We start from the raw sequence: 13,005 nt of genomic DNA, 5'->3' as shown, positions 1-13,005 counted from the left end.
CCTTCGATTCATGACTTTTTGTACCTTCGCTAAAGATTACGATCCGTTACAATAAAATTATCAAATCCAGCGGCGAAGGCCGAAACGGAAAAGGGGCGTAAAAGGGATGGGTATACTTGAAGTGGATCATGTAGTGAAACGATACGGCAGCAGGCTGTCCGTGGATCATTTGAACCTGAGTGTTGGCAAAGGCGAAATTTTTGGATTGCTCGGTCCCAATGGAGCAGGGAAAAGTACCACCATCAGCATGATTGCAGGTCTCCTGAATATGGATCAGGGTGAAATCAGATTAGATGGGATATCGGTCAAGGAGCGACCACTTGAAGTGAAGGGCAAGATCGGACTGGTTCCACAGGATCTGGCTTTATACGAAACCATGTCTGCTGCGGAGAATGTAACCTTTTTTGCCAGACTGTATGGACTGCGTGGGAAATTACTTAAGGAAAGAGTGCAGGAGTCCCTTGAATTTGTAGGGTTACAGGATAAAGCAAAGGATGCCCCCTCGACCTTCTCCGGCGGTATGAAACGCAGGTTAAACATCGCATGTGCGATTACACATCGCCCGGATCTAATAATTATGGATGAACCGACAGTTGGTATTGATCCGCAATCTCGGAATCATATTCTTGAATCGGTTCGCACACTTAACAAGATGGGTTCAACGATCATATATACAAGTCATTACATGGAGGAAGTGGCTGCGATTAGTCACCGGGTTGCGATTATGGATCAGGGTCGAATTATTGCCTGTGGGACTGAAGCAGAGCTGAGAGAACGGGTAGCATCGGAGGAAAAAGTAGTGCTTTCCACTTCCGGTATCGGTCTGGGCGTCGTGGAAGAACTGAAACTTCACCCCCGTGTGCGGATGGTAGACGTTTCAGAGAATACACTGACCATTACGCTGCCTTCGGCGCAGCAGGATCTCCAGGATCTGCTCTTCATTTGCAGCAAACATGAAGTATCCATTCAGTCGCTCAAGGTCGAAGAGCCGGATCTGGAAACGTTGTTCCTCAATCTGACCGGGCGTACGCTTCGGGACTAGGGGGAGCAAGAGATGAATATATGGCATATTTGCATCTTTGAATTGAGACGTATTCTTAAGATTCGATCTGTGGTGTTAAACCTGTTTATTCTGCCGTTGTTACTGATTTTTATATTGGGCACGGCACTATCCAGTACGATGGGGACCGCGGATGATGTTATTCCGGATACTGTACGTGTGGGAATCATCCATTTGAATACTGAATCAGGCGGAGGATCAAGTACGGTTAATCAAGCGCTGGATACATTCGTTAAATCCCCGGAAGTGGCTGAGATGGTCAAGGTTCAGAACTTTACGACAGAAGAAGAGGCCGTTCATTCGCTGCGTACCGACAAGCTGGACTTTGCTGTAATGATTCCTTCGGATTTTGAGCAAAATGTGATGATGGGGAAAGAGGCCAGGTTACAGTGGATACGAGGAAAGGACAACACACTGAATACCGTGGGTGAAACTTTGTTCACACGTTTTACGGATGAATGGAACCGACAGATGGCGATTACCAAAGTACTCGGTCCGGAAGTGATTGCTGCCATGGCCTCTGCTTCGGAGTCTGGTGCGGCGAATTCCACCTCCATTGCTGTCATTAATCCCGGTAAGACAGGTACGGCGTATAGTGCCTCCCAATACTATGCAGCTTCCATGCTGGCGATGTTCATGTTGTACTCAGGCATGACAACAAGTAGCAGCCTTTTTGGAGAGCGTGATAACAAAACGTTAATTCGCCTTCAGGCTGCGCCTATAGGCAATGGAGTTATTTTTGCTGGCAAAATTGCAGGCAATAGTCTGCTCGCTTTTTTACAAGCAACAACGATTATCCTTATGACATATTGGCTCTACGGTGTGGATTGGGGAACCCATCCTTGGTATATTGTGCTGACTTGTGTATTCATCACATTGGCATCCATGACTCTTGGCGTGATCGTGGCATTGGTATGTAAAAGCACGGCATCGGCCAGTGCAATCTTACAGGGTATCATCGTTGCCATGACATTCATTAGTGGTGGGTTCATGCCCATTCCGATTGATTTTGTACAACGGCTTAGCCAATTTACGGTTAACCACTGGGCGCTCCAGAGTTTTCTGAGAATGATGCTGGATGCACCTATACGAGAGATTGTATATAACATTCTGATGTTAGGCGTGGTATGCGCTGTATTACTGTTCATCTCAGGAATGATCTATAGAAAGGCAGGATACCGATATGAATAGTCTACACATCGCCTGGTTGATGATTAGACGTACACTTGGCCGTAAAATGGGCTTCATTACGTTTCTGCTTCTGCCTTGCCTGGTGGTTACAGGAGCGGTTGCTCTTTTTGGAAGCGAGCAGAGTGCACGTACTGTTATTCCCTATGTCAATGAGGATGGAGGGGTGGCAGGGACATGGATGATTCATGAACTTGCTGACAAAGAGGAGTATCTGCTCAAGCCGATGAACAACGAAGCAGAAGTGAAGGAAGCTATCGCTCAGCAAAAAGGAAGTTCTGGCATCATCATTCCGGCACATTATACGGAGGATCTGTTACAAGGAAAGCCAACCGAAATTCAATTGGTGGAACTGCGTATAAGTGAAAATTCCTATACACTACGTACAGCAGTTGAAGGTTTGACGAGTGGATTGCAACAATCTGCTTCAGCTGTTACGTTGGCCGCAGGTCCTGTTTCAAGTGAGAAGGACATACTGTCGAGCACACAGAAGCCATTTGAACAGCTTTTACAGGAGATAGGAAAACATCAGGTTGCTGGTGAAGTCACCGATCTGCAGATCTATCCTAAGCCAGGCCTGAACAATGTGACTGGATTTACAATCATGTTTATGATGGGACTCTTAACCAGCGTAGTAGCTGTGATTATGGAAGATCGCAGGAAACGCACGATGGCCAGAGTATATACGGCACCCGTCCGCGCATATGAGATTGCGCTTGGCAATTTCCTGGGCAGTTTTGTCATTGGTATAATTCAGATTATTATGGTTTTGGGAATCAGCAGGTGGCTACTGCATTATGATGCCGGTATTCCTTTTGGAATTCATTTCATGATATTGTCGGCATTCATGCTGGTCTCCATGGGAATCGCAAGTACTGTTGCCGGATTGATTCGTAATTCCAAAAATGCGAACATGTTGAATTCACTTGTCATTGTGCCAACCTGCATGATAGGTGGTTGTTTCTGGCCGATCTCGTTGATGCCGGATTATATGCAAAAGCTCGCCAACTTTGTTCCGCAGAAATGGGCGATTCAGGCGGTGGAAACGATCTCCGCTGGCGGTACATTATCGGATATCACATTGCCACTATTGATTTTGTTTGGCATGGCTGCCATTTTGCTGACTGTAGGCTCTGCGATTCTACGCCCTAGCCAACCAGGAGTAGAGGCATAAGGTAATACGACAAAAAAAGCATGCTCTGCTGAATTGAATTCAGTTAGAACATGCTTTTTTTTGCTTATAAGTAATGATGCACTATGCAAATGTTGAAGATTAAGGTTGAAGTTGGCGCAAGACAGTAATTTCCACTCGACGGTTCTTTTGTCTTCCGGCCGCAGTGGTATTGTCACCCGTTGGGCGAGTATCCGCATACCCGGCATACTGGAAGCCGTCCGGGTTAAGCTTCTCTGTATCCAGAAAAAATCGTAATACAGACAGTGCACGTTCCCCGGAAAGCTGCCAGTTATCGGTATAGGCGGAGTTTGCTCCCACAGGAACGTTATCGGTGTGACCCTCAATGCTGACAACGGTATTTAGATCACGGAACAGGCTGGCAAGTTTACTGAGCGTTGGTGCTGCACCGTCCTTTAGAGCAGCCTGTCCCTGGTCAAACAGGAAGCGGTCACTAAGTGTAATGGATAGGCCCTGTGGCTTGTCCGCAACAAAAATCTGATTTTCCAGTTTATTATCCTCGATATATTGGGTAATCACATTGAACAGATTTTGCAATTCCTGCTCCTGTGATCTGAACTGTTCTTCCCGTTCTGTGAGAGGCTTGTTGTCATCATCTGACGTTGCAGTTCCGGAATCGGAAGGGTTCCCTTCACCTTTTGAAGGATCTTCACCCTGCACCTCGGATGGTGGAGTCTCTGTAATCGTTTGACCGGGTTTCTCACCAAGTCCCTCACCAAGCTCAAGGATAGAGTCGGACGCATTGAATGTATTTTGTAACGATTGAGTAACGACGTCATATTTACCGGAATCCAGATTGCTCATGGCATACATGATGACAAAAAAGATCAAAAGCAGAGTTATGAGATCGGCATAAGTAATCATCCAGCGATCCCGATAATCGATAGTTTCACGTTTTCCGCGCCGTTTACTGCGCCGACTCATCCAATCCCTCCTTCACTAAGGGGCGTATATGCTGACGATGCGTGAGGGTGAAGGACTCCAGTCTTTTGCGTACAAGCTGGGGATTCTCACCGTTCTGAATGGCAAGTACACCTTCGAGAAGCATTTCCATGGTCTGCACTTCGTCGGCACCTCTGGATTTGATCTTGGAGGCAATAGGCAAAAAGATAAGATTGGCACTGGCGACCCCATACAGGGTTGCGGTAAAGGCAACAGCAATGGCTGGTCCGAGTCCGGTTGGATCGGTCAAACTGCCAAGGACCTGAATAAGTCCCATCACGGTTCCGATGATCCCCATGGTTGGAGCGTACCCACCAGCGGATTCGAATATTTTGGCATAACCCTCATGTTTCTGTTCAATCGAGTCAATCTCCATCTCCAGGATCTGGCGAACCACATCCTGATCCGTACCATCAACAACCATCTGAATACCGTCTTGCAAAAAAGGATGCGGATGATCCATAACCTTCCGTTCCAATGCAAGTACACCTGAGCGGCGTGCGATCGAAGACATCTCGACTAACTCTTCAACCCATATACCGGATTCATTATTGTTACGTCCAAAAGCCATACGCAGGGCAGCTGGAATCGTTCGAAGGCGATGCGCCGGGAAACTGGCAACCACAGCAGCAATCGTTCCACCGAATACAATTAAAGCAGCCGTTTTTTGCAGAAGACCGGACAATTGGCCGCCTTCCCACAAAAAACCGCTAATGACTGCGGCAATTCCGGCAATAATACCGATAAGTGTCGCAATATCCATAAATTAACCCACTCCTATCTTCATTTCACGTTTGCATCACTAAAACGAACGAGGTATAATTAAACGGGAACAAATATTCCTATTACTATAAGTTTTCCCATATGAAAATTCGGGGAACTTCGACAATATATAGTGACTATTATTTTAGACGATAGGGTGAGATACGGCAATGAGCGATATTATAATGAGCGACAAAACGTTCGAAATCGAGTCAGAGTTTTCTCCCCAAGGTGATCAGCCTGCAGCCATTAAAGAATTGGTGAAGGGTGTTCAGGAGGGGAAGAGGTACCAGACACTGCTGGGTGCAACGGGTACGGGTAAGACGTTTACGATAGCCCAGACGATAGCCCAACTGCAACGTCCGACGCTGATTATTGCACACAACAAGACGCTCGCAGCGCAGCTTGCAAGTGAGTTCAAAGATTTTTTTCCTAATAACATGGTTGAGTATTTCGTCAGTTATTACGATTATTTTCAGCCAGAAGCATATATCCCGTCCTCCGATACGTATATCGAGAAGGATTCAAGTATTAATGAAGAGATCGACAAACTGCGGCACGCAGCGACAAGTTCGTTGTTTGAGCGCAGGGACGTCATCATTGTAGCGAGTGTGTCCTGCATTTATGGTTTGGGTTCACCGCACTCGTATTCAAGCATGTTGCTGTCACTTCGGGTAGGCATGGAGAAACCGCGCAATCAGATTTTGTCCCGTCTGGTAGAGATCCAGTATCAGCGGAACGATATTAACTTTGTACGGGGTACGTTCCGTGTTCGTGGGGATGTTGTTGAGATTTTCCCTGCCTCCAAGGGTGAACATGCAATTCGGGTTGAATTGTTCGGCGATGAGATCGAGAAAATTACGGAGATTGATGTGTTAACCGGAGAACTGATTGGCGAACGTGAACATATTGCCATCTTCCCGGCGTCTCACTTCGTAACGCAAGAAGAGACGATGAAGGTTGCGCTGGTGAACATTGAGCGTGAACTGGAGGAGCGTCTGGAAGTGTTGCGTGAACAGGGGAAACTGCTGGAGGCTCAGCGACTGGAACAGCGCACACGGTATGATATCGAGATGATGAAGGAAGTTGGATTCTGTTCGGGGATTGAGAACTATTCCGGTCCGCTGACTTTCCGCGAACGTGGCGATACCCCATACACACTGATGGATTACTTCCCGGATGACATGTTGATCGTGGTCGATGAGTCTCACGTGACTCTGCCACAGATCCGTGCGATGTACAATGGTGACCAGGCGCGGAAGACGGTATTGGTTGAACATGGTTTCCGACTGCCGTCAGCATTGGATAATCGTCCACTCAAATTCGAAGAGTTCGAAGGTAAGATGGATCAGATCATCTATGTATCGGCCACACCAGGCCCGTATGAGATCGAGCATACCGATACGATGGTGCAACAGATTATTCGTCCAACGGGACTGCTTGATCCAATCATTGAACTGCGTCCAACGAAGGGACAGATCGATGACTTGATTGGTGAGATTAACGACCGGATTGCCAAAGACGAGCGTGTGTTGATTACAACATTAACGAAGAAGATGTCCGAGGACCTGACGGATTATCTGAAGGAAGTTGGAATCAAAGTTCGTTATCTGCACTCCGAGATCAAAACATTGGAACGTATGGCGATTTTACGTGATTTAAGGTTAGGCGTTTTCCATGTCCTAATTGGAATCAACTTGCTCCGGGAAGGTCTCGATCTGCCCGAAGTATCCTTGGTAGCCATATTGGATGCCGATAAGGAAGGATTCCTGCGTTCCGAACGTTCATTGATCCAAACGATTGGTCGTGCCGCGCGGAACAGCGAGGGTCGCGTTATTCTATACGGTGACAAAGTGACCGATTCGATGGATAAGGCGATAAAGGAAACCGAACGCCGTCGTGAAATTCAGATCGCGTACAACAAGAAACATGGAATTACACCACAGACGATTCGCAAAAAAGTGCGTGACGTGATTGAGGCAACCAAAGTTGCCGAATCCAAGAAAGACTATCTCACAGGCGCTGCCGAGAAGATGTCGAAGAAAGATCGCCAGGCGCTTATTCAGCGCCTAGAGGTAGAGATGAAAGATGCAGCCAAAAACCTGCAGTTTGAGCGTGCTGCCGAGCTTCGCGATGCGTTGCTGGAACTTCGCGCCGAATAAGATACTGCTCATTCATATGCTCCAATAAAGATGGATCTGTAACAAGAGAACGGCCAATTGGCCGTTCTCTTGTTGAGTAAGGAAATCGTTGATATCTACCGATAATAAGAGATGTTGAAATCTTGAAATCAAGTCTATACTGATAGAAATGTTGAAATTGGTTAAAAGGTTTATAGGAAAGCAATTGGGAGTCGTGTCCCCTGATAGCCAAGAGGCACCATGGTATTGACCTTGGAGCCGAGCCAAAGGCAATGGCGACCTGTCGCGATCAAGGCGAAGCCGAGAGCGTTCCGGTATTGACCTTGGAGCCGAGCCGAAGGCAATGGCGACCCTGTCGCGACCAAGGCGAAGCCGAGAGCGTCCCGGTATTGACCTTGGAGCCGAGCCAAAGGCAATGGCGACCCTGTCGCGACCAAGGCGAAGCCGAGAGCGTTCCGGTATTGACCTTGGAGCCGAGCCAAAGGCAATGGCGACCTGTCGCGACCAAGGCGAAGCCGAGAGCGTCCCCGGTGTTGACCTTGGAGCCGAGCCAAAGGCAATGGCGACCTGTCGCGACCAAGGCGAAGCCGAGAGCGTCACCTCGCAGTAGAGCGGTCGTATAAGGTTCCGGCAATTGGCCGGAACCTTATACGGAGCCGCGGGCACACGACAACCCTTCACATAGCAAGACCCGACCCCTCACCGTTGCACCGCTTGTTTCGGGTGTCCAGAGGGCTGCGCCCTCTGGGGCCCTCCCTTGGAAGGGAGGGTTTGGGAGGGATCGAAAGGTAAGGTTTGGATTAGTGAATTTGAGAGGATGAATACTATTGGCGAGCGATAACATTGTCATTAAAGGCGCACGAGCGCATAACCTGAAAAATATCGACATTACCATCCCGCGTGACCGCTTTGTTGTATTGACCGGCCTGAGTGGCTCAGGCAAGTCCTCGCTGGCTTTTGACACCATCTATGCCGAAGGACAGCGGCGTTATGTAGAATCATTGTCAGCCTACGCACGGCAGTTTCTGGGACAGATGGAGAAACCGGATGTGGATTCCATCGAAGGATTATCTCCTGCCATTTCAATAGATCAGAAAACGACAAGTCGCAACCCGCGTTCCACGGTCGGAACCGTGACGGAAATCTACGATTATTTGCGTCTGTTATTTGCACGTGTGGGTCATCCGCATTGTCCAGATCACGGCGTAGAGATCAGTTCCCAGACCGTAGAACAAATGGTTGACCGCATTATGCAATATCCAGAGCGTACCCGGTTGCAGATTTTGGCACCCATTATCTCGGGCCGTAAGGGCGAGCATAAAAGTGTATTTGCTGATGTGTCCAAGCAGGGTTTTGTCCGTGTACGGGTGAACGGTGAACTGCGTGACCTGTCAGAAGATATTCAATTGGAGAAAAACAAAAAGCATACGATTGAAGTCGTTGTTGACCGGATCGTTGTTAAAGATGATGTACAGGCGCGTCTGGCCGACTCTATTGAAACAGCACTTAATTTGTCCGGAGGACAACTCTTAGTGGACATTATGGGCGAAGAAGAGTTGCGTTTTAGCTCCAACTTTGCCTGCCCGGTGTGCGGATTCAGTATTGAAGAGCTTGCGCCACGGATGTTCTCATTTAACAGTCCTTTCGGGGCTTGCCCGGATTGTGATGGGTTAGGTGTCAAAATGATCGTTGACCCTGATCTGCTCGTACCGGATCGCAGCAAGACGATTGAAGATGGTGCCTTTGATGCTTGGACAGGTGGTACATCCACCTATTATCCGCAGTTCCTGAAGTCAGTATGTGAGCACTTCAACATTCCGCAGAATGTACCTGTCGAAGATCTGCCAGCTGAGCAGATGAACAAGTTGTTGCAGGGTACAGGTACGGAGAAAATCCGTTTCCGCTATGAGAATGATTTTGGACAACGCAAGGAAGCACTGGTTACCTTTGAAGGTATCGTGAATAATCTGGAGCGTCGTTATCGTGATACAGCATCTGAAGGTATCCGTGAATTTATTGAAGGTTACATGAGTGCGAAGCCTTGTGGTACATGTAAAGGTCAGCGTCTGAAACGCGAGAGTCTTGCGGTAACGATTAATGATCACAACATGGCCTATGTGACTAGTTTGTCCATTGGTGAAGCTGGGCGATTCTTCGATACATTGGAATTGTCGGAGAAAGAGCAGACGATTGCCAAGCTTATTTTGAAAGAAATCAACAGTCGTCTCGGCTTCTTGGTGAATGTTGGTCTGGATTACCTTACACTGAGTCGTGCTGCCGGAACATTGTCCGGTGGGGAAGCCCAGCGGATCAGACTGGCTACACAGATTGGTTCCAGCCTGATGGGTGTGCTATATATTCTCGATGAGCCAAGTATCGGTCTGCATCAACGGGATAATGATCGTCTGATCTCAACGCTTGCGCATATGCGCGACATTGGTAATACGTTGATCGTGGTTGAACATGATGAGGATACAATGATGGCTGCCGACTATATTATTGATATTGGCCCAGGTGCAGGTATCCACGGAGGTACCATCATGTCACAGGGTACACCGGAGGAGATCATGAATGATGAGAACTCCTTAACCGGTCAATATCTGAGTGGACGCAAATTCATTCCGATTCGTACAGAACGTAGAAGTGTAGGAGACCGTTGGTTGGAAGTACGTGGAGCCAAAGAAAATAACTTGAAGAATCTGAACGTGAAGATTCCTGTAGGTGTATTTACTGCGGTAACGGGTGTGTCTGGCTCAGGTAAGTCCACATTGATCAATGAGATTCTCTACAAAACGCTGGCTCGTGATCTGAACCGTGCTCGGGTACGTCCGGGTCAACATAAAGAGATTCGTGGTCTGGAACATATCGATAAAGTCATCGATATTGACCAGTCGCCAATCGGGCGGACACCACGTTCCAACCCGGCTACGTATACAGGAGTCTTTGATGATATCCGGGATCTGTTTGCTCAGACGAACGAAGCTAAGGTGCGTGGATACAAGAAAGGCCGATTCAGCTTTAATATCAAAGGTGGACGTTGTGAAGCCTGCCGTGGAGACGGCATTATCAAGATCGAGATGCACTTCTTGCCGGACGTTTATGTTCCTTGTGAAGTCTGCAAAGGCAAACGATACAACCGGGAAACACTTGAAGTGAAATATAAAAACAGAAATATTTCCGATGTGTTGGAAATGACAGTTGAAGATGCAACCCAGTTCTTCGAGAACATTCCGAAGATCCATCGCAAAATGCAGACACTGATGGATGTGGGTCTGGGTTATATCAATCTGGGACAACCTGCAACCACATTGTCTGGTGGTGAAGCCCAGCGTGTGAAGCTCGCTTCTGAGCTGTATCGCCGCAGTACAGGGAAAACCATCTACATCCTCGATGAGCCGACAACCGGTTTACATGTCGATGATATCGACCGTTTGCTGAACGTATTGCACCGTTTGGTGGATTCCGGGGAATCGGTGCTAGTGATCGAGCATAACCTGGATGTGATCAAAACGGCAGACTATGTTGTCGATCTAGGGCCGGAAGGCGGTAGCGGTGGAGGTACCATTGTTGCAACCGGAACACCTGAGGATATCATTAAAGTAGAAGCTTCCTATACAGGCAAGTACTTGAAGCCGGTTCTGGAGCGGGATACCGAGCGGAGCAAGGCACTGCAATTGGTGGACTAAGGTCCTCTAACCAGTAGTCATATCAATATGAAGTGGTAGTATTGGCCCTTCTTTTCGAAAAGGTTGAGACGTTGGATTACGTTCTGATGTGCTCTGCTTCCGAGAAGAAGGGCTTTTCATTTTGAGTTATGCACAGAGTTTCCTTTGGACTAAGGATATTTCGTGAAAGTGTTTACATATGCATGATGATGAGCATTACAGGAATATTCGGCCAAATTGTCTTTTTTTCATTTTTATGGATGATAGGGCTTGCATTACAAGCAGGGTACAGATAACATAGAGGAAGATATTAGGGTATGCGTTAGCTGTTCAACTATGGTAAGGAGGTCTGTCTATCCATGCTGTTTGCAGAAGCTGCCACGGCGAGTACATCGAATTTTAATGCATTTGATATTTTTGTCATCTTATTTACGATCCTGATTTTCATCGGAGTTGTTCGTCTCCTTCGGGCACCGAAGAAGAATCTGTTTGCGATCGGATTTGCAGTAGTCAGTCTGCTGGTATTTCTGATGACGGATTATGCGATGATAACCGGTTGGTTTGGTGAGTAGGAATGCCACTGAAGTGAAGGCATATAAGTCAAAAGAGGTATGAAGGAACACTTTCCACGGGAGACATGGAGGGTGTTTTTTTCGTTTATATCGAGCAGTAGATCAAGACTCTATCTTCTCTACTAAAATAGGACTTAAAACAATTGTATATCCAGATTTTGTATGATATATTGAAGGATACCGGAATTGCAGATGAGAGAAAAAGAGAATAGATTCAGCAATGAATCCGATGTCGAGTCGCGCAAGAAGGATGTATAGAGAGGGTCAGGTGAGAATATGAGCGTGTTGGGTAAAAAAGGGATAGCCATACTGATGGCTGCTGTACTCTCGATTAGTGTAGCGGCAACGGCCGGTGCAGCTGAATCCAAAGCGGCGATGCAAGCGAAGGTGGTAGACGGTCAAGTCTATGTGAACACGAAGGATCTGCTCAAGGCAGTTGGTGGAAGTGGACAATATGATGCCACATCCGGAACGTACACGTACAAGGGAAGTGAAGCCATCCCCAAAGTGATCGAAAAGGTATCTCCTTCGGTCGTAGGCATTATTGGGAAATCTACCGAAGTGCAGGAAGGTGCATCATCGGACGACCGCTATAATCTTGCACATGGTACAGGTGTCATTATCCGGTCCAATGGATGGATTGTAACGAATGCCCATGTGGTGGATGGATTAACAAACCCTGTGGTCGTAACGACGGATGGCAATACATACAACATTACGAAAACATACAGTGATGCACTCAGTGATCTGGCGCTAATCAAAATCAATGCCAAATCACTCAAACCGGCGAGCTTTGCCAAAGCTTCACAAACCACTGTTGGTGAAACGGTGATCGCCTTGGGTACGCCGATTTCCTTTTCTTTGCGCAACTCGGCAACGGTAGGGGTCATTAGCGGCTTGAATCGTGGTGTTGAGGCGACCTACCGGTTGATTCAGACTGACACGGCAATCAACCCAGGAAATAGCGGAGGACCACTGCTCAACCTGAAGGGTGAGGTAATCGGTATTAATTCCATGAAATTTTCTGCGGTAGGCGTAGAGAATTTGGGATTTTCGATTCCGGTGGATACCGTTCAATATATCATCGATCAGTTTTTTAAATATGGCAAAATAAAACGTGCAAGTCTGGGTCTACAGCTGGAAGAAAGCTGGTCTGCGATTGTGGGCCTGCCTACAGATGATCCCTTGACGATTACGAGCGTACTGTCTCCTGAAGCCAAGAAAGCCAAAATCAAAGAGGGCGATGTCCTTTACAGTGTCGCGGGCACACGTGTCTCTTCAGTAGTGGATATCAATGGGTTGCTCAAAAAGTATCTGCCTGGGCAAAAGGTAAAGCTGTTGATGCAAACGGATGGCGATATTGTCACCCGCACGTTGGTGCTTGCTGATCGCGCAGACATCGTAGACGAGGAAGATGAAGCGTTCCTTGCAGATGAAGAACAATAAAGCCCGGCGATCAGCCTGGATGGAGAGAGGACGAAAG

The 13,005-nt window shown here is 47.5% G+C and carries 9 protein-coding genes; 7 read left to right on the top strand and 2 right to left on the bottom strand.

The window, feature by feature from the left end; genetic code table 11:
• Window positions 1-106 precede the first annotated feature (106 nt).
• From J7E78_RS00160 to J7E78_RS00150, 3 genes are read left to right on the top strand one after another with little or no spacing between them, the layout of a single operon-like run.
• Window positions 107-1,042, top strand: a complete 936-nt coding sequence (locus tag J7E78_RS00160; RefSeq protein ID WP_251034721.1) for an ABC transporter ATP-binding protein — start codon at window positions 107-109, stop codon at window positions 1,040-1,042.
• A gap of 12 nt (window positions 1,043-1,054) precedes the next feature.
• Window positions 1,055-2,251 (top strand): ABC transporter permease, encoded by a 1,197-nt coding sequence (locus tag J7E78_RS00155; protein ID WP_215074387.1) that lies wholly within the window; start codon window positions 1,055-1,057, stop codon window positions 2,249-2,251.
• Entirely contained in the window at window positions 2,244-3,422 is a 1,179-nt protein-coding gene (locus J7E78_RS00150; RefSeq protein WP_215074386.1) for an ABC transporter permease, read from the top strand. The genes J7E78_RS00155 and J7E78_RS00150 overlap by 8 nt, the downstream gene beginning before the upstream one ends.
• A gap of 99 nt (window positions 3,423-3,521) precedes the next feature.
• Here the strand turns inward: J7E78_RS00150 and J7E78_RS00145 are convergent, their stop codons facing one another.
• Window positions 3,522-4,364, bottom strand: coding sequence for a flagellar motor protein MotB (locus J7E78_RS00145; protein WP_215074385.1), 843 nt, complete (start codon window positions 4,362-4,364; stop codon window positions 3,522-3,524).
• Window positions 4,348-5,145 carry a flagellar motor protein gene (locus J7E78_RS00140; RefSeq protein WP_215074384.1) on the bottom strand — a complete coding sequence of 266 codons (798 nt, stop codon included), beginning with the start codon at window positions 5,143-5,145 and terminating at the stop codon, window positions 4,348-4,350. The genes J7E78_RS00145 and J7E78_RS00140 overlap by 17 nt, the downstream gene beginning before the upstream one ends.
• 169 nt (window positions 5,146-5,314) lie before the next feature.
• Between J7E78_RS00140 and uvrB the strand changes: the two genes are divergently transcribed.
• The 4 genes from uvrB to J7E78_RS00120 all read left to right on the top strand — a co-directional run bounded on the left by uvrB (window position 5,315) and on the right by J7E78_RS00120 (window position 12,968).
• Window positions 5,315-7,306, top strand: a complete 1,992-nt coding sequence (gene uvrB / locus J7E78_RS00135) for an excinuclease ABC subunit UvrB (protein WP_215074383.1) — start codon at window positions 5,315-5,317, stop codon at window positions 7,304-7,306.
• A gap of 806 nt (window positions 7,307-8,112) precedes the next feature.
• On the top strand, window positions 8,113-10,971 hold the full coding sequence (gene uvrA / locus J7E78_RS00130; RefSeq protein WP_215074382.1) for an excinuclease ABC subunit UvrA: 2,859 nt from the start codon (window positions 8,113-8,115) through the stop codon (window positions 10,969-10,971).
• A gap of 338 nt (window positions 10,972-11,309) precedes the next feature.
• Window positions 11,310-11,522, top strand: a complete 213-nt coding sequence (locus tag J7E78_RS00125) for a hypothetical protein (RefSeq protein ID WP_215074381.1) — start codon at window positions 11,310-11,312, stop codon at window positions 11,520-11,522.
• Window positions 11,523-11,798: 276 nt separating this feature from the next.
• On the top strand, window positions 11,799-12,968 hold the full coding sequence (locus tag J7E78_RS00120; protein WP_251034720.1) for a S1C family serine protease: 1,170 nt from the start codon (window positions 11,799-11,801) through the stop codon (window positions 12,966-12,968).
• Window positions 12,969-13,005: the final 37 nt, after the last annotated feature.

The organism is Paenibacillus polymyxa (assembly GCF_018614975.1).
GTDB lineage: Bacteria > Bacillota > Bacilli > Paenibacillales > Paenibacillaceae > Paenibacillus > Paenibacillus polymyxa_E.
The sequence above is the reverse complement of the archived record's forward strand: the minus strand, read 5'-3'. Positions and strand labels throughout refer to the sequence as shown.